This is a genomic window from Caballeronia sp. LZ035 (assembly GCF_031451175.1).
Lineage (GTDB): Bacteria > Pseudomonadota > Gammaproteobacteria > Burkholderiales > Burkholderiaceae > Caballeronia.
In genome coordinates, this window is record NZ_JARUXS010000004.1 from 877,755 (window position 1) to 901,296 (window position 23,542).

At 63.8% G+C, this 23,542-nt stretch carries 24 protein-coding genes; 21 read left to right on the top strand and 3 right to left on the bottom strand.

Going from position 1 to position 23,542, the window contains the following annotated elements; genetic code table 11:
- Positions 1 to 10 precede the first annotated feature (10 nt).
- From gsiC to QCE88_RS34480, 11 genes are all read left to right on the top strand, one after another.
- A complete protein-coding gene (gene gsiC, locus QCE88_RS34430) occupies positions 11 to 931 on the top strand; it encodes a glutathione ABC transporter permease GsiC (RefSeq protein ID WP_309819598.1) in 921 nt (306 codons plus the stop codon).
- 16 nt (positions 932 to 947) lie between these two features.
- Positions 948 to 1,838 (top strand): glutathione ABC transporter permease GsiD, encoded by an 891-nt coding sequence (gene gsiD / locus QCE88_RS34435; RefSeq protein WP_309819600.1) that lies wholly within the window; start codon positions 948 to 950, stop codon positions 1,836 to 1,838.
- Positions 1,835 to 2,854: a P1 family peptidase gene (locus tag QCE88_RS34440; RefSeq protein WP_309909920.1), complete on the top strand. Its 1,020-nt coding sequence runs from the start codon at positions 1,835 to 1,837 to the stop codon at positions 2,852 to 2,854. Before gsiD ends, QCE88_RS34440 begins: the two co-directional genes overlap by 4 nt.
- Complete coding sequence (locus tag QCE88_RS34445; RefSeq protein ID WP_309909921.1) at positions 2,851 to 3,675, top strand: M55 family metallopeptidase; 825 nt, start codon at positions 2,851 to 2,853, stop codon at positions 3,673 to 3,675. Before QCE88_RS34440 ends, QCE88_RS34445 begins: the two co-directional genes overlap by 4 nt.
- An 87-nt stretch (positions 3,676 to 3,762) precedes the next feature.
- Complete coding sequence (locus QCE88_RS34450; protein ID WP_309909923.1) at positions 3,763 to 3,981, top strand: hypothetical protein; 219 nt, start codon at positions 3,763 to 3,765, stop codon at positions 3,979 to 3,981.
- Positions 3,982 to 4,040: 59 nt separating this feature from the next.
- Positions 4,041 to 4,418 carry a fluoride efflux transporter CrcB gene (gene crcB, locus QCE88_RS34455; protein WP_309909925.1) on the top strand — a complete coding sequence of 126 codons (378 nt, stop codon included), beginning with the start codon at positions 4,041 to 4,043 and terminating at the stop codon, positions 4,416 to 4,418.
- A gap of 130 nt (positions 4,419 to 4,548) precedes the next feature.
- Positions 4,549 to 5,022 carry a GNAT family N-acetyltransferase gene (locus QCE88_RS34460; protein ID WP_309909926.1) on the top strand — a complete coding sequence of 158 codons (474 nt, stop codon included), beginning with the start codon at positions 4,549 to 4,551 and terminating at the stop codon, positions 5,020 to 5,022.
- 141 nt (positions 5,023 to 5,163) lie between these two features.
- Positions 5,164 to 6,693, top strand: coding sequence for a histidine ammonia-lyase (hutH, locus tag QCE88_RS34465; protein ID WP_309909927.1), 1,530 nt, complete (start codon positions 5,164 to 5,166; stop codon positions 6,691 to 6,693).
- Positions 6,690 to 7,385 carry a histidine utilization repressor gene (gene hutC / locus QCE88_RS34470; protein ID WP_309909928.1) on the top strand — a complete coding sequence of 232 codons (696 nt, stop codon included), beginning with the start codon at positions 6,690 to 6,692 and terminating at the stop codon, positions 7,383 to 7,385. The genes hutH and hutC overlap by 4 nt, the downstream gene beginning before the upstream one ends.
- 6 nt (positions 7,386 to 7,391) lie before the next feature.
- A complete protein-coding gene (locus QCE88_RS34475) occupies positions 7,392 to 7,973 on the top strand; it encodes a HutD family protein (RefSeq protein ID WP_309911007.1) in 582 nt (193 codons plus the stop codon).
- A 331-nt stretch (positions 7,974 to 8,304) separates the two neighbouring features.
- The gene (locus tag QCE88_RS34480; RefSeq protein WP_309911008.1) at positions 8,305 to 8,616 is read left to right on the top strand and encodes a DUF4148 domain-containing protein; all 312 of its coding nucleotides are present in this window, start codon (positions 8,305 to 8,307) and stop codon (positions 8,614 to 8,616) included.
- A gap of 300 nt (positions 8,617 to 8,916) precedes the next feature.
- On the opposite strand, the gene QCE88_RS34485 is transcribed toward QCE88_RS34480, so the two are convergent.
- Positions 8,917 to 9,621 carry a TetR/AcrR family transcriptional regulator gene (locus QCE88_RS34485; protein WP_309909929.1) on the bottom strand — a complete coding sequence of 235 codons (705 nt, stop codon included), beginning with the start codon at positions 9,619 to 9,621 and terminating at the stop codon, positions 8,917 to 8,919.
- 341 nt (positions 9,622 to 9,962) lie between these two features.
- Between QCE88_RS34485 and QCE88_RS34490 the strand changes: the two genes are divergently transcribed.
- The 7 genes from QCE88_RS34490 (at position 9,963) to QCE88_RS34520 (ending at position 18,639) form a co-directional block, all read left to right on the top strand.
- Positions 9,963 to 11,243, top strand: coding sequence for a Zn-dependent hydrolase (locus tag QCE88_RS34490; protein ID WP_309909932.1), 1,281 nt, complete (start codon positions 9,963 to 9,965; stop codon positions 11,241 to 11,243).
- Positions 11,244 to 11,330: 87 nt separating this feature from the next.
- Positions 11,331 to 12,665 carry an NAD(P)-dependent oxidoreductase gene (locus QCE88_RS34495; protein ID WP_309909934.1) on the top strand — a complete coding sequence of 445 codons (1,335 nt, stop codon included), beginning with the start codon at positions 11,331 to 11,333 and terminating at the stop codon, positions 12,663 to 12,665.
- 24 nt (positions 12,666 to 12,689) lie between these two features.
- A complete protein-coding gene (gene preA / locus QCE88_RS34500) occupies positions 12,690 to 13,976 on the top strand; it encodes an NAD-dependent dihydropyrimidine dehydrogenase subunit PreA (protein ID WP_309909936.1) in 1,287 nt (428 codons plus the stop codon).
- 58 nt (positions 13,977 to 14,034) lie between these two features.
- Complete coding sequence (locus QCE88_RS34505; RefSeq protein ID WP_309909938.1) at positions 14,035 to 15,522, top strand: NCS1 family nucleobase:cation symporter-1; 1,488 nt, start codon at positions 14,035 to 14,037, stop codon at positions 15,520 to 15,522.
- A 32-nt stretch (positions 15,523 to 15,554) separates the two neighbouring features.
- Positions 15,555 to 17,009: a dihydropyrimidinase gene (hydA, locus tag QCE88_RS34510; RefSeq protein ID WP_309909940.1), complete on the top strand. Its 1,455-nt coding sequence runs from the start codon at positions 15,555 to 15,557 to the stop codon at positions 17,007 to 17,009.
- Positions 17,010 to 17,112: 103 nt separating this feature from the next.
- A complete protein-coding gene (locus QCE88_RS34515) occupies positions 17,113 to 17,889 on the top strand; it encodes a CDP-diacylglycerol diphosphatase (RefSeq protein WP_309909942.1) in 777 nt (258 codons plus the stop codon).
- 474 nt (positions 17,890 to 18,363) lie between these two features.
- Positions 18,364 to 18,639: a BrnT family toxin gene (locus tag QCE88_RS34520; protein WP_309909944.1), complete on the top strand. Its 276-nt coding sequence runs from the start codon at positions 18,364 to 18,366 to the stop codon at positions 18,637 to 18,639.
- Between the two features lie 222 nt (positions 18,640 to 18,861).
- On the opposite strand, the gene QCE88_RS34525 is transcribed toward QCE88_RS34520, so the two are convergent.
- Together QCE88_RS34525 and QCE88_RS34530 are read right to left on the bottom strand one after the other, a co-directional pair.
- On the bottom strand, positions 18,862 to 20,145 hold the full coding sequence (locus QCE88_RS34525) for an aspartate carbamoyltransferase (protein ID WP_309909945.1): 1,284 nt from the start codon (positions 20,143 to 20,145) through the stop codon (positions 18,862 to 18,864).
- 37 nt (positions 20,146 to 20,182) lie between these two features.
- Complete coding sequence (locus QCE88_RS34530; protein WP_309837700.1) at positions 20,183 to 20,602, bottom strand: secondary thiamine-phosphate synthase enzyme YjbQ; 420 nt, start codon at positions 20,600 to 20,602, stop codon at positions 20,183 to 20,185.
- 175 nt (positions 20,603 to 20,777) lie between these two features.
- Here QCE88_RS34530 and QCE88_RS34535 point away from each other — a divergent pair, with 175 nt between their 5' ends.
- The 3 genes from QCE88_RS34535 to QCE88_RS34545 all read left to right on the top strand — a co-directional run bounded on the left by QCE88_RS34535 (position 20,778) and on the right by QCE88_RS34545 (position 23,538).
- Positions 20,778 to 21,227, top strand: coding sequence for a BON domain-containing protein (locus QCE88_RS34535; RefSeq protein WP_309909947.1), 450 nt, complete (start codon positions 20,778 to 20,780; stop codon positions 21,225 to 21,227).
- Between the two features lie 105 nt (positions 21,228 to 21,332).
- Positions 21,333 to 22,739, top strand: coding sequence for a nodulation protein NfeD (locus QCE88_RS34540; protein WP_309909948.1), 1,407 nt, complete (start codon positions 21,333 to 21,335; stop codon positions 22,737 to 22,739).
- A gap of 25 nt (positions 22,740 to 22,764) precedes the next feature.
- Positions 22,765 to 23,538 carry a slipin family protein gene (locus tag QCE88_RS34545; protein ID WP_309909950.1) on the top strand — a complete coding sequence of 258 codons (774 nt, stop codon included), beginning with the start codon at positions 22,765 to 22,767 and terminating at the stop codon, positions 23,536 to 23,538.
- The last annotated feature ends 4 nt before the right edge of the window (positions 23,539 to 23,542 follow it).

The following is a 23,542-nucleotide window of genomic DNA, read 5'->3' on the forward strand; positions in this document are numbered from 1 at the left end:
ACTCAACACGATGCTCACTTTCCTCGTCAAGCGTCTGTTCGGCCTGCTGCCGACGCTCGTCATCGTCGCGGTGCTGGTGTTCTTTTTCGTGCACATGCTGCCAGGCGATCCGGCGCGTCTCGCCGCCGGCCCCGAAGCCGACGCGCAGACCGTTGCGCTGGTGCGCGCCGATCTCGGTCTCGACAAGCCGCTGCCGCAACAACTGGTGAGCTTCTTCGGCAAGATCGTGCAGTTCGACTTCGGCACCTCGACGCGCAGCAAGCGGCCGGTCTCGACGGAAATCGCCGAGCGCTTCATGCCGACGCTCTGGCTCACGCTTGCAAGCATGGTGTGGGCGGTGATCTTCGGCATGGCGATCGGGATTGTCTCGGCGGTGTGGCGCAATCGCTGGCCGGACCGGCTCGGCATGACGCTCGCCGTCTCGGGCATCTCGTTTCCGGCGTTTGCGCTCGGCATGTTGCTGATCGAGATTTTCTCGGTGAAGCTCGGCTGGCTGCCGATTGTCGGCGACGGCACCTGGAAGGGCTACGTGCTGCCGTCCATCACGCTGGGCGCGGCCGTCGCGGCGGTGATGGCGCGCTTCACACGCGCGTCCTTCGTCGAGGTGCTGGGCGAGGATTTCGTGCGCACCGCGCGCGCGAAGGGCGTCCACGAGCCGATGGTGATCGTCAAGCACTGCCTGCGCAACGCGATGATCCCGGTGGTCACGATGATGGGCCTGCAATTCGGTTTCCTGCTCGGCGGCTCGATCGTGGTCGAGAAGGTGTTCAACTGGCCGGGCCTCGGACGGCTGCTGGTGGATGCTGTGGAGATGCGCGACTACCCGGTCATCCAGGCCGAAGTGCTGCTGTTTTCGCTCGAATTCATCGTGATCAATCTGGTCGTGGACGTGCTGTACGCCGTCATCAACCCGACCATCCGTTTCAAGTAAGTCAAGTGAGGACCGCATGAGCGCGACCGCAGAAAGCGCAGTGAATGCCGCGCAGGAGATCCGCACGCCGTGGCGCGAATTCTGGCGCAAGTTCAAGCGGCAGCATGTTGCACTGATCGCGGCCGGGTTCGTGCTGCTGCTGGTCGTGATCGCGATCATCGCGCCGTATATCGCGCCTTACGATCCGGAGAACTACTTCGACTACGACGCGCTCAATGCGGGTCCTTCGGCGGCGCATTGGCTCGGCGTCGATTCGCTCGGCCGCGACATCCTGAGCCGCATCCTCGTCGGCAGTCGTATCTCGCTGACGGCGGGCTTGCTGTCGGTGGTGATCGGCGCGGTGATCGGCACTTTCTTCGGGCTGCTCGCCGGTTATTACGAAGGCTGGTGGGACCGCATCGTGATGCGCGTCGCCGACGTGCTGTTCGCGTTTCCAGGCATTTTGCTGGCCATCGGCGTCGTCGCGATTCTCGGCAACGGCATGGTCAATGTGGTCTGCGCGGTCGCGATCTTCAGTATTCCCGCGTTCGCGCGGCTGGTGCGCGGCAACACGCTCGCGCTCAAGCATCTGACTTATATCGAAGCGGCACGGAGCATCGGCGCATCGGACTGGACGATTCTCGCGCGGCACATCCTGCCGGGCACGATTTCATCGGTGGTCGTGTACTTCACGATGCGCATCGGCACGTCGATCATCACGGCCGCGAGCCTGTCGTTCCTCGGTCTCGGCGCGCAGCCGCCCACCCCCGAGTGGGGCGCGATGCTCAACGAAGCACGCGCCGACATGGCCATGGCGCCGCACGTCGCGATCTTCCCGAGCCTGGCCATCTTCTTCACGGTGCTCGCCTTCAACTTGCTCGGCGACGGCCTGCGCGACGCGCTCGATCCGAAGCTCGACCGGCCATGATACAGGCACCGCATATCGGCCTGTTGCAGGCGGGCGCGCGCGGCAGCATGGCGGACGTTGCCGGCGTGAGCGTCGGGCATTGCACGCTCGACCAGGGCGCAATCCAGACCGGCGTGACCGTGTTGCGTACCCATCCGGGCGATCCGTATCGCGCGAAGACGCCTGCCGGGGCCTGCGTCATCAATGGCTTCGGCAAGAGCGTCGGGCTGATTCAGGTGGACGAACTCGGCGTGCTCGAAACGCCCGTCGCGCTGACCAACACGTTCGGCGTCGGCACGGTGGCGAATGCGCAGATTCGTGCGGCGATCCACGCGAATCCGCGCATCGGGCGCGAGGAGCCGAGCGTCAATCCGCTCGTGCTCGAATGCAACGACGGCTATCTCAACGATATGCAGGCGCTTGCGGTGGAAGAGGCGCATTACAAGCACGCGCTCGATACGTGCAGCGATACGTTCGAACGCGGCGCAGTAGGCGCGGGGCGCGGCATGTCGTGCTTCGAGCTGAAGGGTGGTATCGGCACGGCGTCGCGTATGGCGCGCGCCGGTGCGTCCGATTACACGACCGGCGCGCTCGTGCTCGCCAACTTCGGCCGGCTGCCGCAACTGACCATCGACGGTGTGGCGCTCGGCCGCGAGTTGCAAGGCGCATCGCAAGCGCAGCCGGAGCATGGCTCGATCATCATGCTCATCGCGACCGACGCGCCGCTCGATGCGCGCCAGTTGCGGCGGCTCGCGCAACGCGCGGCAGCGGGCCTCGCGCGCACCGGTTCGGTCTATGGCCACGGCAGCGGCGATATCGCGCTGGCCTTCTCGACGGCCTACACCGTGCCGCACGATGCCGCTTACGTGAACGTGCCACCGCTGCTCGCCGACGCCACACTCGACCCGCTATTCCAGGCCGCCGCCGACAGCATCGAACAGGCCATTCTCGATGCGCTGTTCAGCGCGCAGACGGTAATCGGGCGCGATGGCCATCGGCGTGTCTCGCTCAACGACGCATTGCAAACGCGATCATGAAAGTACTCATCTCGACGGATATCGAAGGCATCGCGGGCGTGTTCCATCCGGAGCAGGTGCGCGCCGGCAACGCCGAGTACGAGCGGGCGCGTCGCTGGATGTCGAACGAGGCCAACGCGGCCGCGCTCGGCGCGTTTGAAGGCGGCGCGACACAGGTCTGGATCAACGATTCGCATGGCGGCTTTCGCAATCTGCTGCCCGACCTGTTCGATCCGCGCGTGCGTCTCGTGCTCGGCAAGCCGCGTACGCTCGGCATGATGGCAGGGCTCGAAGCCACGCCCGACGTGGTGTTCATGATCGGCTATCACGCGCGTGCGCAAAGCCGCGGCATTCTCGCGCACACCATCAACAGCGCGGCGTTCGCGCGCGTCACGCTCGACGGCGAGGAAACCGGCGAAGCAGGCCTGTATGGCAGGCTCGCCGAGGAGCACGGCGCGCGCGTCGCGCTACTCACCGGCGACGATGTGTTCGGCGCCGAGACGTTGCCCGTGTTTCCCGGCGCGCGCTTCCTGTGCGTCAAGACCGCGCACGGCTATTCGAGCGGCGTGACCGAAACGCCATCGGCCGCCTGCGAAGCGATCCAGCTCGCGGCGCGCGAGACCATCGAAGGCGCGGCCTCGCTCGATCGGATGCCTAAGCTTGTGCGCGCCGCGCATCGCTGCGAACTGCGCGCGCAGAGCAGCGCATACGCGGATCTCTTCTGCCAGTGGCCCGCGCTCGAACGCATCGATGCCGTCACGCTCGCCTTCGATGCGCCCTGCATCGAACATGTGGTGCGCACATTAAATTGCCTTTCGGCAATGTCCTTCATGTTACGTTAAGCGCCTTAACGGATCGGGTCGTCTATGGCTAGAATGGAGCCCGCCGCGAGACTGGCCTAATCTTGACGCACGCCGAAGGCGACCCTCATGCACGACGTGAAGCTCGAACACAATGACGACGAAACACTCGATCCCGCCGCGCCGCAGGTCGCGGCGCGCGGTTCGCTGTTCATCGACGGCCTCGAGGCCGGCTCGTGGGAACAGCGGCGCGACGGCACCTGGGCCGCGCACTTGCGGCACCGTGACGGATGGATCGTCGAGCCGAGCCGCGACGCGCTGATCGGGCGGCTTGCCGGCATGGCGTGAGTCCGCTCCCGTGCACCCGACGCACTATCTCAATAACATCGAAGCGCTTCAACACTGACATGTATCTGTCGATCATCGCTGTGGGTATCGGCGGCGGCCTCGGGTCGCTGCTCAGGTGGGTCCTGGGCCTGCGTCTCAACGCCGTCTTTCCGAATCTGCCGCTCGGCACGTTCGCGGCCAACGTCATCGCGGGCTACATCATCGGCGTGGCGGTCGCGGTGTTCGCGCGCTTTCCCGATATCCCGGTGGAGTGGCGGCTCTTCATCATCACCGGGCTGATGGGCGGGCTCTCGACGTTCTCGACGTTTTCCGCCGAAGTCGTTGCGCATCTCCAGCAAGGACGGCTCGGCTGGGCGTTCACCGAGATCGCCCTGCACGTGGGCGCCTCGCTGCTCATGACCGCACTCGGCATCGCAACGGTCGCGGTCGCGGCCTGACACAAGGTTTTTCAGAACAGTCCCCGCGCGCTCGCGCGCAGCAAGCCAAACGTTTGCGCGCCGCGTTTTGCGCGTCGGCAGAACCCAGTTGACTCAACTTTTTTACTCTTGAAAGCAGGAAGGTGAAGGCATGGCAGGATTTCCGCTCATCGAAGTCAGACCCTATCAGCCCAGCGATCTCGACGCCGTGATCGAACTGTTTCAGCACGCGATCCGCGAAACCGCTTCGGCCGATTACAACCAGGCTCAGATCGACGCGTGGGCGCAAGTCGATCGCGACGAATGGGAACTCGCCCGCGCGACCCGGCCGACCTGGGTCGCTCTGGTCGACGGCGACATCGCCGGATTCGCGGATCTGGAAAGCAACGGCCTGATCGACATGATGTTCGTCCATCCGAAATATCAGCGCAAAAGCGTCGGCACCTCGCTGCTCGCGCGTATCGAGGCCGAGGCAGGCGAGCGCGGCATCACCTGTCTGCACACGTATGCCAGCGTCACGGCAAAGCCGTTCTTCGAGTATTGCGGCTTCACGATGCTGCTGGCGCGTGCGGTGGTCGTGCGGGAACAGCGCTTCATCCAGTACGTCATGGAAAAAATCCTGTAAGTAAAAACCAAAATGTATAGACAACATGTGGATTCTGTCTGTTCGAGGATGGGTGGAATCCCGCATGTACCGTGTTTCGACCTTGTCTCGGGCTTGCGCTGCGTTTAGACTTGAGCCCAACTTGTATAGACAGGACGAATCATGATGATGCTCACGCCCGGCCAGTTGACCTTGCCGCAATTGCGCCGCATCGCGCGCGGCTCGGACACGCTCCAGCTCGACCCCGCAAGCTTTGGCGCCATCGATGCCAGCGCGCGCGCCGTCGCCGCGATCGCCGCGAAGGGCGAGCCGGCCTATGGCATCAATACGGGCTTCGGCAGGCTCGCCAACACGCATATCCCCGCCGACCAGCTCGAACTGCTGCAGAAAAATCTGGTGCTGTCGCATGCGGTGGGCGTCGGCGAGCCGATGTCGCGTCCCGTCGTGCGCCTCCTGATGGCGCTCAAGCTGTCGAGTTTGGGGCGCGGTCATTCGGGGATCCGCCGCGAAGTTATCGAAGCCCTCATCACGCTGTTCAACGCCGACGTCCTGCCGGTCATCCCGGTGAAGGGTTCGGTGGGCGCATCGGGCGATCTCGCGCCGCTCGCCCATATGTCGACGGTCCTGCTCGGACTCGGCGAAGTGACGATCCGCGGCGAGCGGGCGCCGTCCGCCGAGGGTCTCGCGGCCGCCGGTCTCAAGCCGCTGACGCTGCAGGCGAAGGAAGGTCTGGCGCTGCTCAACGGCACGCAGGCGTCGGCGGCGCTCGCGCTGCACAACCTGTTCGCGATCGAGGACCTGTTCCGCACCGGACTCGTGGCGGGCGCGCTGTCCGTGGATGCGGCGGCGGGTTCGGTCGTGCCGTTCGATGCGCGCATTCACGAACTGCGCGGGCATCGTGGGCAGATCGACGCGGCGGCGGCGTATCGAACGCTGCTGAAGGGCTCGGGCATCAATCTGTCGCACGCGGACTGCGAGAAGGTGCAGGACCCGTACAGCCTGCGCTGCCAGCCGCAGGTGATGGGCGCGTGCCTCGACCAGATGCGGCATGCGGCCGAGGTGCTGCTGATCGAGTCGAATGCGGTCTCGGACAATCCGCTGATCTTCCCCGACACCGGCGAGGTGCTCTCGGGCGGCAACTTTCACGCGGAGCCGGTGGCTTTCGCCGCCGACAATCTCGCGCTCGCCGCCGCTGAAATCGGTGCGCTGGCGGAGCGTCGCATCGCGCTGCTGATCGACGCCACGCTGTCCGGGCTGCCGCCGTTCCTGGTGCGCGACGGCGGCGTCAACTCGGGCTTCATGATCGCGCATGTGACGGCGGCGGCGCTGGCGTCGGAGAACAAGACGCTGGCGCACCCGGCCTCGGTCGATTCGCTGCCGACCTCCGCCAACCAGGAAGACCACGTCTCGATGGCCACCTTCGCGGCGCGCAAGCTCGGCGATATCGCCAGCAACACGGCCAACATCCTGGCCATCGAACTGCTGGCCGCGGCGCAGGGCGTTGACTTGCGCGCGCCGCATCGCACCAGCGCGCTGTTGCTCGAAGTCATGGAGACCTTGCGTGCGCACGTGCCGCATTACGATCTCGACCGTTACTTCGCGCCGGACATCGCGGCGATCGCCACGCTCGTGCAGCAAGGCGCGATTGCACGGCACAGTCCGTTTGCGTTCGCGTCGGAACAGGGCGCATGAGCACGCCTGCGTATCAGGAGATCAAGGACTACATTCTCCGGCGCATTCACGTGGGCGAGTGGCGCGAAGGCGATCAGGTGCCGTCCGAGAATGAACTCGCGCGGGAGTTCAAGGTGGCGCGCATGACCGTCAACCGCGCGCTGCGCGAGCTGACCGCCGAGCAAATCCTGACGCGCGTGCAGGGCGCGGGCACCTTCGTCGCGCAGCCGAAATATGCGTCGACGCTCGTGGAGATTCGCAGCATCTCGGATGAGATTGCCGCACGCGGGCATGCGTACCGCGCGCAGGTGCTGCATCTGGGGGCATCCATCGTCGACGAGCAGCTGGCCGCCGAAATGCAGCTTGCGCTCGGCAGCCCAGTGTTTCATTCGCGCGTGCTGCATCTCGAAAATGACGAGCCCGTGCAACTCGAAGAACGGTATGTGAATCCGGTGCTCGCGCCGGAATACGCGCGTCAGGATTTCACGACGATCACGCCTAACCAGTACCTGATGAGCGCAGCGCCGTTGCAGCGCGTGGAGTATCGCATCGAGGCGTCGGTGCCGTCGGCGGACATTCGCCTTGCGCTCGCGATGAAAGAGCACGCGCCCTGTCTGCTGCTGCACCGGCGCACCTGGTCGCGCGACGCGGTGGCGTCCGTGGCCAACCTCTGGCATCCGGGCGACCGCTATCAGTTCACCGGACACTTCTGAATCATGATGATTCGTGCAGCTTCGCTCGTGCCGCAGCCCTGGAAGAACGGCGGCGGTATGACGCGGGAAATTGCGACGGGGCCGAAGGGTGCGTCGCTGGATGGATTCGCATGGCGTCTTTCGCTCGCGGACGTGGCGCTGGAGGGCGCGTTCTCGTCGTTTGCGGGCGTCGATCGGGTACTCGTGCTGCTCGATGGCGCAGGCATGCGGCTCGCGGAAGCAGGCGGTGCAATGCATGTGCTCGACCGGCCGCTGGCCCTGGCGCGCTTTGCGGGCGAGACGGCGATTCACGCGACGCTCATCAATGGTCCTACGCGCGATTTCAACGTGATGGTGCGTCGCGATCTTGCGCGCGCGACGGTCGAGGCACGGCGTGGCGCGCATGCGATTCCTTGTACGCTCGACGTCACGTTTGTTTTTTGCGTGAGTGGGCAGATCGAGATCGAGCTTGCCGATGGCGCTCGGCTCACGCTTCATGCAGGCGATACGCTGCGGCTCGATCAGCCGGCGGCGTGTAGCGCCGAGGACGATGCGGGTTGGTTGCACGTCGGTATCGAGCTGAATCGGGACTGTGTGACGGTTGGCTGAAGCTGTCAGGAAGATGGCCATTGGCTGGCCAATGCGCAATGACGTTTTGACGCAGTGGTTGCGCAATGACCCTCCGGCAGCGCCTGCGGACATAAAAAACGCAATTAAATCAGCCGCATAAAGCGGATTCGCAAGGCGTCGGCGTTGCCAGCCGTTTCATCCTTCAAAACGCATTATTGCAATCAGAACAAATATGTTTCATTGAAATCGGGGTTTCCACTAGGTTGCATGCCTCCTACACTGTCTTCAAGCGAAACGAAATCAGAAACGACTTAATTAGCTTCCGATTCGGTTTCGATTTCAAAACAAGACAATCTGGAGGTTCATCATGATCAAGGCATTCGTTCCCGCACTCGTCATCGCCACTGCTCTTGCTGCTCCGAGCTTCGCGTTCGCACAAAGCAATGCGCCGGTGACCCGCGCTCAAGTCCGCGCCGAACTGGTTCAACTGGAAAAGGCCGGCTACAACCCGTCGCAAGACCGCGTGAACTATCCGCAGGAACTGCAGGCAGCACAAGCCCGTGTGAACGCTCAAGACGGTCAGTCGGCTTACGGCGCTTCGACTGCCGGTTCGTCGCAATCCGGCGCAGCACGCGCCAATGTGTCGATGTCGGATCGCAACTCGGTCTACTTCGGTCACTGATTTGACCCGGCCGATGCGCCGGGAAAGCAGCATTGAAGAGCAGGTGCAGTTGATGTGGCAGGTGAAGTGCTAAATGAAGTGGCAGTTGAAGGTGAAGCAGCAGTTGACGTTGCAGTTGCAGTCTCAGAAAGCAAGAGCAGTGGCAAGACCAGCAGTACTTGCGAGAAATGCAGTAAGCAGTGAAGCATCACCGCAGCGCGTAGTTGAGCATCGAGCAGTACCGCAAGACGTAGCAAGCATCAAGCATCAAGCATCAGGCAGTACCGAAACGCCGGCCGCTACCAAGCGACCGGCGTTTTTTTACGTCTCGCGTTCTTCCCCATCCCGAGGCGACACCGCGCCACACGCGCGGATCACGAGCCTGACCACTTCCTCGGTCTGCTCGTCGAAGGCCTTGCGCGTCAGCGCACGCTTGCCTTTGAGCGCGCGGATCTGCGCATCGAAGTCGGCGTAATGCTGGGTGATGGCCCAGATCATGAACATGAAGGTGTCCGCCTCGACCGGCGCGAGCAGGCCGCGCGCGACCCAGCCATCGATCACCTTCACCCGCGTCTCGAGCCATGGCTTCACGCGCTCGTTGAGAATGTCCTGCATGTGATGCGCGCCGTGAATGATCTCGCTCGCCCACACCTTCGAGCCGAGCGGTCTGCGGCGCGACAGCTCCATCTTGGCGCGCACATAGCCGCCAATGGCTTCCACCGGATCATCGCTGCACTCGAAGGTATCCGCCGCACGATGCCAGTCTTCGAACAGGTCTTCGAGCACGCGCCGGTACAACGCCAGCTTGGTCGGGAAGTAGTAATGCAGGTTGGCCTTGGGCAGACCGGCGCGCTCGGCGATCATCGCGGTGCTCGCGCCTTCGAGTCCTTTCTCCGCGAACACCTCTTCGGCGCAGGCCAGCAACTGCGCCTCGTTGCTCTCGCGAATCTGCGCCTTGCGCCGCCGCAAGGGTGGCGCTTCGACCTCGCTTCCGGTGATGCCGTTTGCCGCGTCGTCGTGTCTCATCGTCGATTGTCGAGCTCGTGTGTGCCGCATCGTGCCTCAATTGCGCCGTTCATGCACGCCGCGCTGCATCGCGACGAAAGTGCAGCCCAAGCCACGCCACATCGATGCTGCACAGCAATGGCATGCAAATCGCTTAGTGCGCCCGCACACGAAAGACGTTGATTTGCTTATTTTAATCGGCTACAACCTGTCCAACCGGACAGGATTCGATCAGTGCTCTCATCGAGAAGAAGCACATCGCTTGCAGCATGCATCGCAGAACAGACTCGTGCACCGCCTCTGTGCGGCATGCACGAGCGCGGGTCCCCACAGACGAAGGCCGATAGTAAGGAGCGCGTCGCATGAACGCTGTCACGGATTCACTCGGAGAGGCTGGTCTCGACACATCCATCAAGGTCAACGGCGAGAGACTGTGGAACAGTCTCATGACGATGGCGAAGATCGGCGCCACGCCCAAAGGCGGCGTGTGCCGCCTGGCGCTGACCGACCTCGACCGCGAAGGCCGCGATCTCATCGTGTCCTGGGCGAAGGAAGCGGGCTGCACAGTGAGCGTCGACCAAATGGGCAACGTGTTCATGCGGCGCGCCGGCCGCAACCTCGACGCCTTGCCCGTGATGACCGGCTCGCACGCCGATTCGCAGCCCACCGGCGGCCGCTTCGACGGCATCTATGGCGTGCTCGGCGGACTGGAAGTGATCCGCTCGCTGAACGATCGCGGCATCGAGACCGAGCATCCGATCGAAGTCGTCATCTGGACCAATGAAGAAGGCTCGCGCTTCGCTCCGGCGATGGTGGCCTCGGGCGTCTTCGCGGGCGCCTTCACGCTCGACTATGGCCTGTCGCGCAAGGACGTCGAGGGCAAGACGATCGGCGAGGAACTGAAGCGCATTGGCTATGCGGGCGATCAGCCATGCGGCGGCCGCCCGCTCCATGCGGCCTTCGAACTGCACATCGAGCAGGGTCCGATACTCGAAGCCGAGAACAAGACGATTGGCGTCGTGACCGATGCGCAGGGTCAGCGCTGGTATGAGATCACGCTGACCGGCCAGGAAGCGCACGCGGGCCCCACGCCGATGCCGCGCCGCAAGGACGCCTTGCTCGGCGCCGCGCGCGTGGTGGATCTGGTGAACCGCATCGGCCTCGATCACGCGCCGCTTGCCTGCGCAACGGTCGGCATGCTGCAGGTGCATCCGAATTCACGCAATGTGATTCCGGGCCGCGTGTCCTTCACGGTGGACTTCCGTCATCCCGAGGACGCCGTGCTCGCCCGTATGGATGCCGCGCTGCGCGAAGGCGTCGAGCGCATTGCGGGCGAGATCGGCTTGCAGACCGAGCTCGAACAGATCTTCTACTACGAACCCGTCAAGTTCGATGCCGCATGTGTCGCGTCCGTGCGCGCGGCGGCGCAGCGCTTCGGCTACTCGCATCGCGACATGGTGTCGGGCGCGGGCCACGACGCGTGCTATCTCGCGCGGGTCGCACCGACATCGATGGTGTTCGTGCCATGCGTGGACGGCATCAGTCATAACGAAATCGAAGACGCGACGCAGGAGTGGATCGAGGCGGGCGCCAACGTCCTCTTGCACGCGATGCTCGAACGCGCTTCGGAACCCGCCGCTTAAGCAACGCCTTTTCGTTTGCACCTTCAATCCGTCCGCGACCCCACACGCGGACGGAAGGCACCGTCACGCCTTCATCGAGGATCGTGTATGACCATGAAAGCCATCGGCGACATCGCGACCGGACGCCTCGCGCCGGATCAACTCGCCTGCGAATTCGCGGATGTCGCGCCCTTGCTCGACGCCACCGCCGCGGCCGCCGCCGCGAGCCGCTGCTTCTATTGCTACGACGCGCCGTGCATCCAGGCGTGTCCCACGCAAATCGACATTCCCGGCTTCATCCGCAAGATCGGCAACGGCAACCTGAAGGGCGCGGCTGTCGATATTCTCTCGGCCAATCCGCTCGGCGGCATGTGCGCGCGAGTCTGCCCGACGGAGATTCTTTGCGAAGGTAGTTGCGTGCGCAATCATCCGGGCGACAAACCGGTGGCGATCGGCGCATTGCAGCGTCACGCGACCGACCGCGCCATGGCCCGGGGCGAGCCCTTGTTCTCGCGCGCGCCGGAGACGGGCCGGCGCGTGGCGGTCGTCGGCGCGGGTCCGGCGGGACTTGCGTGCGCGTACCGGCTCGCGCTCTCGGGACATCGCGCGGTGATCTTCGATGCCCGCGCCAAACCGGGCGGCCTCAACGAATACGGCATCGCGGCATACAAGACTGTCGAGGACTATGCGCAACGCGAGATCGAATGGCTGCATTCGATTGGCGGCATCGAGATCAGGACGGGCATGGCGCTCGGCCGCGATGTCACGCTAGACGAACTGCGCACGCAATACGACGCGGTGTTCCTTGGCTTCGGGCTCGCTGGCGTGCGCGAACTGGCGCTGGATGGCGAGACGCTCGGCGGCGTGATGAACGCGGTGGATTTCATCGAGCAGGTACGTCAGGCCGATGACCTCGCGAGCGTGCCGGTCGGGCGGCGTGTGGTCGTGATCGGCGGCGGCAATACGGCCGTGGACGCCTGCGTGCAGAGCCGCAAGCTCGGCGCGACGAACGTGACGATGGCCTATCGGCGCGGCGTCGAGAACATGAGCGCGACGTGGGCGGAGCGCGAGTTCGCGCAGACCAACGGCGTCGGAATCGTCACGCATGCGAAGCCCGTACGGTTGATCGGCGTGGACGGGCAGGTCACCGGCGTGGAGTTCGAGCGCGACGCGGAGCGCTTCGTGATCGAAGCCGACATGGTGTTGAAGGCGATCGGTCAGACGCTCGTGCCGGTGGGCGTTGCGCGCGAACTGCTGACGCTGGACAGCGGCCGCATCGTCACGGACGAGAACCGTCAGACGACCCTCGCGAAGGTCTGGGCGGGCGGCGATTGCGCGACCCATGAAGGACTCGATCTCACGGTGCAGGCCGTGCAGGACGGCAAGCTCGCGGCGGCGTCCATCGATGCCTCGTTCGAACTGACCGCCATCAAGGCTGCGTGAACCCCTGGAAGGAATCCAACGAACATGGCTGACCTGACTTGCAACATCGCCGGCATCACTTCGCCGAATCCCTTCTGGCTGGCCTCCGCGCCGCCCACAGACAAAGCCTATAACGTCAACCGCGCGTTCGAGGCGGGCTGGGGCGGCGTGGTCTGGAAGACGCTGGGACTGGATCCGCACGTCGTCAACGTGAGCTCGCGCTACGGTGCGGTGCAATGGAACGGCCAGCGTATCGCCGGGCTGAACAACATCGAGCTGATCACGGATCGGCCGCTCGACATCAATCTGCGCGAGATCGAACAGGTGAAGCGCGACTGGCCCGACCGCGCGCTGATCGTGTCGCTGATGGTGCCGTGCAACGAGCGCGACTGGAAGTGGATCCTGACGCAGGTCGAGGACACCGGCGCCGATGCGGTCGAACTGAACTTCGGCTGTCCACACGGCATGAGCGAGCGCGGCATGGGCGCGGCCGTGGGACAGGTGCCCGAATACGTGGAGATGGTCACGCGCTGGGTGAAGGAAGGCACGAAGCTGCCGTGCCTCGTCAAGCTGACGCCCAACATCAGCGACATTCGCATGGGCTCGCGCGCTGCGTTCAAGGGCGGCGCGGACGGCGTGTCGCTGATCAACACGATCAACTCGATCGTGGCCGTCGATCTCGACCAGATGGCGCCGATGCCCACCGTCGATGGCCGCGGCACGCACGGCGGCTATTGCGGCCCGGCCGTGAAGCCGATTGCGCTGAACATGGTGGCGGAGATCGCCCGTGATCCGGAGACGCCGAACCTGCCGATCTCGGGCATCGGCGGTATCTCATCATGGCGCGATGCGGCGGAGTTCATGGTGCTGGGCGCGGGCAGCGTGCAGGTCTGCACGGCGGCGATGCACTACGGCTTTCGCATCGTCAGCGATCTCGCGGATGGCCTCTCGAACTGGATGGACGAAAAAGGCTACGCGACACTCGACGACATTCGCGGCCGCGCCGTGCCCAACGTCACCGACTGGAAATACCTCAACCTCAAGTACGACATCAAGGCGCGCATCGACCAGGACAAGTGCATTCAGTGCGGGCTGTGTCATATCGCGTGCGATGACACGTCGCATCAGGCCATTCTTGCGCAGAAGGACGGCAAGCGTCATTTCGAAGTGGTCGATGCGGAATGCGTCGGCTGCAACCTGTGCATGCATGTGTGCCCGGTGGAGCAGTGCATCACGATGGAACGCGTCGATGCCGGCGAGTACGCGAACTGGACCACGCACCCGAACAATCCGGCGCGCGTGACCGAGGAGGAGTCCGTGAAGGCAGCCTGAGCGGGACCTTGCGTTCCATATCCATCGTTTCTTGGTCACATCAACCGGAGTGCATCCGATGAAGCAGACAGCGCACGACGTCGAGGCCAGCAGCCTGTACAACGACGATCTCGCGCCCACCGGCCCCGCGCAGCGAACGTGGAAGTGGTATCACTTCGCGGCGTTGTGGGTCGGCATGGTGATGAACATCGCGTCGTACATGCTGGCGGCCGGACTCACGGAGCAGGGCATGTCGCCGTGGCAGGCGGTGCTGACCGTGCTGCTCGGCAACCTGATCGTGCTGGCGCCGATGCTGTTGATCGGCCATGCAGGGGCGAAGCACGGCATTCCCTATGCCGTGCTCGTGCGTTCGTCGTTCGGCACGCAGGGCGCCAAGCTGCCCGCGCTGCTGCGCGCGGTGGTCGCGTGCGGCTGGTACGGCATCCAGACCTGGCTGGGCGGCAGCGCAATCTACACGCTGCTGAATATCCTCACCGGCAACGCGCTGCACGGCGCCGCGCTGCCGCTCATCGACATCTCGTTCGGACAGCTTGCGTGCTTCCTCGTGTTCTGGGCCTTGCAGCTGTACTTCATCTGGCACGGCACGGATTCGATCCGCTGGCTCGAAAGCTGGTCGGCGCCGATCAAGGTCGTGATGTGCATCGCGCTCGTGTGGTGGGCGACTTCGAAGGCGGGCGGTTTGGGCTCGATGCTGTCGGCGCCGTCGCAGTTCGCAGCAGGCGGCAAGAAGGAAGGGCTGTTCTGGGCCACCTTCTGGCCGGGACTCACGGCGATGGTCGGCTTCTGGGCGACGCTCGCGCTCAACATTCCCGACTTCACGCGTTTCGCCCGCACGCAGCGCGACCAGGTGATCGGCCAGTCGATCGGACTGCCTCTGCCGATGGCCTTGCTTTCCGTGATCTCGGTCGTCGTGACCTCGGCGACGGTGGTGATCTATGGCCATGCCATCTGGGACCCGATCGACCTGACGAGCCGCATGACGGGAATTGGCGTGGGCGTTGCGCTGCTGATCCTCACGCTCGACACCATGTGCTGCAATCTCGCGGCCAATCTCGTCGGACCGGCCTATGACTTTTCGAGCCTGTGGCCGAAGGGCATTTCGTACCGTGCGGGCGGCATGATCACGGCGACCATCGCCATCGTGATGATGCCGTGGAAGATTCTCGCGACCACGCAGGGCTATATCTTCACCTGGCTGGTCGGCTATTCGGCCTTGCTCGGACCGGTGGCGGGCATCCTGATGGTCGATTACTTCCTGATTCGCGGCACGCGGCTCGATCAGCGCGAGCTCTTCGACGAGCACGGCGAGTATTCGTATAGCAACGGCTGGAACGTGGCCGCCGTGGTCGCATTGCTGGTCGGCGTGCTGCCCAACTTGCCGGGCTTCCTGCACACCGCGTTTCCGGCCTCGTTCCCGGGCGTGCCGGCTTTCTTCAATACGCTCTACACCTATGCATGGTTCGTGGGCCTCGTGCTGGCAGCGCTGGTCTATGGCTCGTGGATGAAACTGCGTGGCTCGCCGCGTGCCGGCGTGCTCAGCGCCTGAACGGCTCAATTAGTCTTTGTGGAGGACGACTCATGCCTACTCTGATTCGCGGCGGCACCGTCATCGATGCGGACCGCACCTATCGCGCCGACGTGCTGTGCGCGGACCCGCAGGCCGGCGGCGCGATCCTCGCCATCGGCACGGATCTGGACGTGCCCGCCGGCACGCAAACAGTCGATGCGGGCGGGCAGTACGTGATGCCCGGCGGCATCGATCCTCATACGCACATGGAATTGCCCTTCATGGGCACGACCGCCAGCGACGACTTCTACACCGGCACGGCGGCGGGTTTGTCGGGTGGCACGACGAGCATCATCGACTTCGTGATTCCAAGCCCGAAACAGCCGCTGATGGATGCGTTCAGGGAGTGGCGCGGCTGGGCGGAGAAGGCGTCGGCGGATTATGGCTTTCACGTTGCCGTGACGTGGTGGGACGAATCCGTGCATCGCGACATGGGTTTGCTCGTGCAGGAACACGGCGTGTCGAGCTTCAAGCATTTCATGGCGTACAAGAACGCCATCATGGCCGACGACGAAGTGCTGGTGAACAGCTTCACCCGCTCGCTCGAACTCGGCGCGCTGCCGACGGTGCACGCCGAGAATGGCGAACTCGTGTTCCAGTTGCAGAAGCAGTTGCTGGCGAAGGGCTTTCGCGGGCCGGAGGCGCATCCGCTGTCGCGTCCGCCGGAAGTGGAGGGCGAGGCCGCGAACCGCGCGATCCGCATTGCGCAGGTGCTGGGCGTGCCGCTCTACATCGTGCATGTGTCGGCGAAGGATGCCGTCGATGTCATCGCGAAGGCGCGCAACGACGGACTGCGCGTGTTCGGCGAGGTGCTGCCGGGACATCTCGTGATCGACGAATCCGTCTATCGCGATCCGGACTGGAACCGTGCCGCCGCGCACGTGATGAGCCCGCCGTTCCGATCGGCCGAGCATCGCGAGGCGTTGTGGCGCGGCTTGCAATCGGGGCAACTGCATACCACCGCGACGGATCATTGCGTGTTCTGCGCGTCGCAGAAGGCGATGGGCCGCGAGGACTTCACGCGCATTCCGAACGGCTGCGGCGGCGTGGAAGACCGGATGTCGGTGCTATGGCATCACGGCGTCAACAAGGGCCGCCTGACGCCGAACGAATTCGTGCGCGTGACCTCGACCAACGCGGCGCAGATTTTCAATCTGTATCCGCGCAAGGGCGCGGTTCAGGTGGGCGCGGACGCGGATCTGGTCGTCTGGGATCCGGACGCGACGCGTACCATTTCCGTGAAGACGCATCATCAGAACGTGGACTTCAACGTTTTCGAGGGGATGACGGTGCAAGGTGTCGCGACCAGCACGCTTTCGCGGGGCGCGCTTGTCTGGACGGGCGGCGAGTTGCGCGCGGAGCGTGGCGCGGGGCAGTATCTGAAGCGTCCGCCGAATGGATCGTACTTCGAGGCGGCGCGGGTGGCGAACAAGCTGCGGGAGCCGCATCCGGTGGAGCGGGCCTGAGCCACTCGTCGTGGGCGAGTTGGCGGTGTGGCAATGCGGTTTCACGCGCTCGCAAGCATAATCCGGCAGGCTGGTGACTTTTTCACACTGCCGGATCATGCCGATGAAGATTGTTCAAGGAATGGGGCGCCTCGCCGCGCTGTGCGGCGTCGCCGTTACGCTCGCCTTGCCGCTCGCTTGCGCGGCGAACCCGAACGCGTTGTGGAACATCGTCCACGATTATTGCGAGCCGGCCGCTGAAGGCGCGCCGGTGAAGCAGAAGTGCGCGGACGTGAATCTGCCGGACGGTTATGCGGTGCTCAAGGACCTTGTGGGCGTCGCGCAATATCTGCTGATTCCGACGGCGCGCGTCTCCGGTATCGAAAGTCCCGCGTTGCTGACGCCGGATTCACCCAATTACTTTCGCGATGCGTGGAACGCGCGCGTGTATGTAGACCGCAAGCTGCATCGCACCTTGCCGCGCGATGAAGTGTCGCTCGCCATCAACTCCGCGAGCGGACGCACGCAGAACCAGTTGCATATCCATATCGATTGCCTCGCCGCCGATGTCGCACAGACCCTGCGCGAAGTGGGGCCGCGTATTGGCACGGAATGGGCGCCGCTGCCGGTGCGGCTGCGCGGGCATGTCTACAGCGCAATGCGCATCGACGACGCTGATTTGTCGCACACGGATCCGTTCAAGCTGATCGCGCCTTATGCCGCGCAACGCGGGCAGACGATGGGCCAGCAGACACTCTTGCTGGTGGGTGCGGTGCGTGGCGATGGGTCGGCTGCTTTCTATCTGCTCAACGATCATGTGCAGCCGGGCGACTGGGCTTCGTCGGAGGAGTTGCAGGATCACACGTGCTCGCTGGCCAATCGGTCGATAGAGAAACCTTGAGGGTTGCAGAAGAATTAAGTGACGCAGATCTCACGCGGATTCGTATCAGGCGGTTGCGAATTCGGAGATTTCGCGGGTTGTTACTTCAACTTCTGGGAATCACAATGAATGCATTCGGATATCACGTTTGATCCGCGCCAACAAGAGAGATGAACGGTATGGAATTGACGTACAAAGGACTCATCCTTCCCACGCCCGAAGAAGAGGCTGAAATCCAACGAGGAATCGAGCTCGACCCGGATACGATTGATCTTTCCGACGAACGCCTCGTATTGAGGCGTTTTCGGGACGTGAGGGATCTGTGCCGGGTTTGAAGTCGCTCAAGTATTTGAGCGTTAGCCATCAGGTCTATAGAGAGTAATTGAGGTTTCCAGAAGAATGAAGTGACGCGATATCTCACGCGAATTCGTATCAGGTTGTATCGAATTCGGAGATTTCGCGGGTTGTTACTTCAACTTCTGGGAATCACAATGAATGCATTCGGATATCACGTTTGATCCGTTGAAGGACGCGATCAATTGTCTTCAGCATGGGGTGTCGCTCAAGCTTGCGAGTGAGATTGCTTGGGGCGAAGTCGTGCTGGAAGTGGACGATCGTCGCGATTATGGAGAGGTTCGCGAAGTGGGCTATATGCCCATTCGCGGACGCATGTTTTGCGTGGTGTTCACGCGAAGAAACGAGTCGCGGCGCATTATCAGCCTGCGTCGCGCAAACGATAGAGAGATTGAAAAATATGCGAAAGAAGCTTAGCGAAATCATCCGCCCATCGCCCGAGGAAAACGAAGAAATCAACCGCGGCATAGCATTGGACCCAGACACCTGGGAGATGACCGACGAAGAGTTCGCGCGGCTTAAGCCCTACGCGATTTATGAGGAGGAGCGCAGGAAGGCGGGTCATCGGTAGCCCGATGCAAGGCCGCAATCCCGCCGCGCGTCACTTGCCTTCGGCCGTCACGTGCGGCGCGCGACCCATCAATCAAACCCCTGAAACACCGCATCGTCCGGACCAATAGAAGCCGGCGACTTCCACGCAGCATCGCGCATCGAATGACGCACCTGATGTTCAACGCCCAGCAGCACCGCGAAAATCGCCATGCGCACCGCAATGCCGTTATCGGTCTGCCGGAAGATCGCGAGGCGCGAGTCGTGGTTCAGGTCCGTGGCAAGATCGTTCGCGCCTGGCCGGCTGTCGCGTGGCAACGGATGCATGATGAGCGTGTCGCGGCCGCATACGGCATCGACGAGTGCCTGATTGATCTGGAAATCGGGCGTATAGCCCTCAATGGACTCATCCGCGAATCGCTCTTTCTGAATGCGCGTCGCGTACACCACGTCTGCACCGGCCAGCCCGGCGCGCAGGTCGCTGGTTTGCTCGATCACATGATCGCCGCGCGCGAGACGGTCGATGATATGCGCCGGCATCTCCAGCGACCTCGGCGAGACGAGCGTGAACTTCAGTCCCTTGTAGAGCGAAAGCAGCTTGGCGAGGGAATGGACGGTGCGGCCATACTTGAGATCGCCGACCATCGCGATATGCGCGCCATCGACAATCTTGCCGAGCCGCGAGAACTCACGCTGGATCGTATAGAGGTCGAGCAGCGCCTGGCTCGGATGTTCCCCCGGTCCGTCGCCGGCATTGATGACGGGAATGTTGGTCGCGCGCGCGAATTCGGCGACTGAGCCTTGTTCCGGATGTCGCACGACGATCGCGTCCGCATAACCGCTGATCACGCGGCTCGTGTCATAGATCGATTCGCCCTTGGCCATCGACGAAAACGTGAAACCGGTGGTGTCGCACACCGAGCCGCCAAGACGCGCAAACGCCGCGCCGAAACTGACACGCGTACGCGTGCTGGCTTCAAAAAACAGGTTGGCCAGCACCGCGCCCTCGAGCACCCGCGTGATCTTCTTGCGGCGTGCGATGGGCTGCATCATGTCGGCCGTGCGGAACAGCGCCTCCGCCGATTCGCGCGAGAACTGGTCGATCGACAGCAATTGCGGCCGTCCCTCGAACGCGATTGTAGAATGTGCGCTTTGCGTATATTCGCCGTTTTGCGGCATGCCGCTGAGAATCTCGGCGACGTAACGCGCCGCGATTTCCGGCATCGCACGAGATTCCGGCGATTCGTCGGGCAGGAGCCAGGTATCCAGCGCGCGTCGCGTCACGCCAATACGTCCGGCAAACGCATCGCGCGTCATGTTCAGGCGCCGCATGGCGTCGCGAAGAATGGTCTGCTGCTGAAGATGCTGGGACATGGCGCCGCTCCAAAATATACGCGGTGCGTATAGTAGATCACTCGCCAATCAGATGCAACACCAGTTCGCGCTGATGCTCCGCCGTGCGGTGCTCGAAGACATAGATGCCTTGCCACGTGCCCAGAACCATGCGTCCAGCCTCAACGGGAATCGAAAGCTGCACGGTCGTCAATGCCGTGCGCAGATGCGCCGGCATGTCGTCGGGGCCTTCGGCGTCATGTACGTAGCGGCCGGGCGCTTCGGGCGCAACGGTCTCGAAGTAGCGTTCCAGATCCACGCGGACGTCCGGATCGGCGTTTTCCTGGATCAGCAGCGACGCCGACGTATGCCGGCAGAACAGTGTCAGCAAGCCGGTGCGGATGTCCTGAAGGTCGATCCAGCGGTCGATGTCGCGGGTGACTTCGTGCAGGCCGCGCGAGCCTGTCGCGACCGTCAGATGGTGCAGTGCCTGTTTCATGTCGGTCTCGGTGGTGAGAGTGCGTCGGGATCTTCAGTGTATCGGCTTGAGCGCGGGCGGTTTGGGCCGGGGCAATGAACTATGCTGTTCGAATCCCGGCTCGATGAAGGGCGTCACGATGCGCGCAGCGCTCCCCATCCCAAGAACGCCAAGAACGCCCCCGCGCGTGCGCGCAATGCTGGCCGCCGCGCTGGCCGTGTCCACGTTTGCCCACGCCGAAGAAGCCCGTGAAAATCGCGGCCACGATCCTTTCATTCAGGTGTCGAGCGCGCTGCCCGGCTGCACCGCACCGCGCGGTCCATTCGAGACCGGGCAGGAGTGGCTGGACGAAGCGCACTACCGTATCGAGCGTGGCAATAGCTGCTGGCTCGCGGGCCGCTGCCGTCTCTCAAACAGCTATGACTACGACCAGGAGATCGTGGCAAGTGTGACGCGGCGGCTCAACGCGCTGAATGCGTCGTTCCAGTGGCGCGAGAAGACCACGCTGTGGCTGACCATCCAGCGGCGCTTCATCTACGTCGATGGCTGCGTCCCACGCGATTTCGACAAAAGCCACTTTATCTCGGCACTCGGCGAAACGGCCGATGTCGACAAGGTCATCGACCGGATCACGGTTCGGCAGTGAACGCGCGGTGCGTTCGTTTGCTCTAAGCTTGAAGCGAAGACAAAACGGCAATAACCGGCAACATGAGGAGGACCGTGGCGGCGTGCGCGCTGGCGGTGTCGGCCCATGACGAAGAAACTCGTTGACTGCGTGTGGACCTGCGTCAGGCTGTTGCTGGGCGCGCTTGTCCTGACTGCGTCCGCTCACGCCGCAGAGGCCCCGGCGCCGGTCGTGGTGATTCCGCTGAAAGGGGCAATCGGCCCGGCGAGCGCGGATTTCGTCGTGCGTTCGCTGGCCCGCGCCGCCACCGGGCACGCACAGCTTGCAGTGCTGCAACTGGACACACCCGGCGGCCTCGATCTGTCGATGCGCACGCTCATACAGGCGATGCTCGCCTCGCCGGTGCCGGTCGCCGTGTTCATCGCACCCAGCGGCGCGCGCGCCGCAAGCGCTGGCACTTACATCGCCTATGCCAGCCACATCGCGGCCATGGCGCCGGGCACGACGCTCGGCGCCGCGTCGCCGGTGCAGCTTGGCATCGGCGGCACGGGAGGCGAGCCGTCGCGCACGGGCAAGGAAGCATCGGCAACGAATTCCCAAGCCGATTCCCAATCGACCGAAACCCGCAAGCAGATGCAGGACGCCGCCGCGTACATACGCGGCCTCGCCCAGTTGCGCGGACGCAATGCGCAATGGGCGGAACGCGCCGTGCGCGAGGCCGTCGCGCTCTCGGCGGACGAGGCGCTTGCCCAGCACGTGATCGACCTGAACGCTGCCGATCTCCCCGATCTGCTCTCGAAGCTCGACGGCCGTCACGTGCGCACCGTCTCCGGAGAACACGTGCTCGCCACGCGTGGCGCGGCCATCGAGACGCTGGAACCGGACTGGCGCAGCCGCTTTCTCGCGACCATCACGGACCCGAGCGTCGCGCTCATTCTGATGATGATCGGCCTCTACGGCCTGTTCTTCGAATTCGCCAATCCGGGCATGGTGCTGCCAGGTGTCGCGGGCGCGATCTGCCTGCTCGTCGGCCTGTTCGCGCTGCAACTCCTGCCGGTCAGCTATGTCGGACTGGGGCTGGTCGTGTTCGGTCTCGGCTGCCTGATCGCCGAGATGTTCCTGCCGACCTTCGGCGCGCTTGGCATCGGCGGGATTGTCGCGTTTGCCATCGGCGCGCTGATGCTGATCGATACCGATGTGCCCGGTTTCGGCATTCCATTGGGCCTCGTGATCGGCCTTGCGCTTTTTACGGCGCTGTTCGTGTTCGTCGTGGGCGGCGTCGCGCTGAAGGCCCGCAGGCGGCCGGTCGTGACTGGCGCGGAGGCGATGCCTGGCAGCATCGGCGTGATGCTGGCAAGCGAAGGCGCACCGCCAGGCAGCGGCTGGGCGCGCGTGCGCGGCGAGCGCTGGCGTGTGCGCGGCGGCGACGCGCAGGCGCTGCCGGCTGAAGGCGCGCGCGTGCGCGTGATCTCACGCCAGGGACTGACGCTGACGGTCGAAACGCTCGAAGCGATCAAACCCGGTCATTCATGAACACCTTCACAGCGAGGCGCGCGAAATGGGGCTTACCTTCGGTTTCAGCGGCATTCTGATTGCACTCGTCGTCTTCATCCTGGCGTCGGCGGTGCGCATCTTCCGCGAGTACGAGCGCGGCGTCGTGTTCATGCTCGGACGCTTCTGGAAGGTCAAGGGCCCGGGACTCGTGCTGATCATCCCCGTGGTGCAACAGGTCGTGCGGATGGACTTGCGCACCGTCGTGTTCGACGTGCCGCCGCAGGACGTCATCACGCGCGACAATGTCTCGGTGAAGGTAAATGCAGTGGTGTACTTCCGGGTCGTCGATCCGGAGAAGGCGGTGATCCAAGTCGCACGCTTTCTGGACGCGACCAGCCAGCTCGCGCAGACCACCCTGCGCGCGATTCTCGGCAAGCACGAGCTCGATGAACTGCTGTCCGAGCGCGAGCGCCTCAACGCCGACATCCAGCGCGTGCTCGATTCGCAGACCGACGCGTGGGGCATCAAGGTATCGAACGTGGAGATCAAGGACGTCGACATCAACGAGACGATGATCCGCGCGATCGCCCGCCAGGCCGAGGCCGAACGCGAGCGCCGCGCGAAGATCATCCATGCGGAGGGCGAGCTGCAAGCCTCCGAGAAGCTGTTGCAGGCGGCGCAGATGCTGGCGCAGGCGCCGCAGGCGATGCAGCTGCGTTATCTCCAGACACTGACGACGATCGCCGGCGACAAGAATTCGACCATCGTCTTCCCCGTGCCGGTCGATCTGGTGAACTCGATCGTCGACCGCTTTACCCGCAAGCCCGACGCGCCCTGATCCG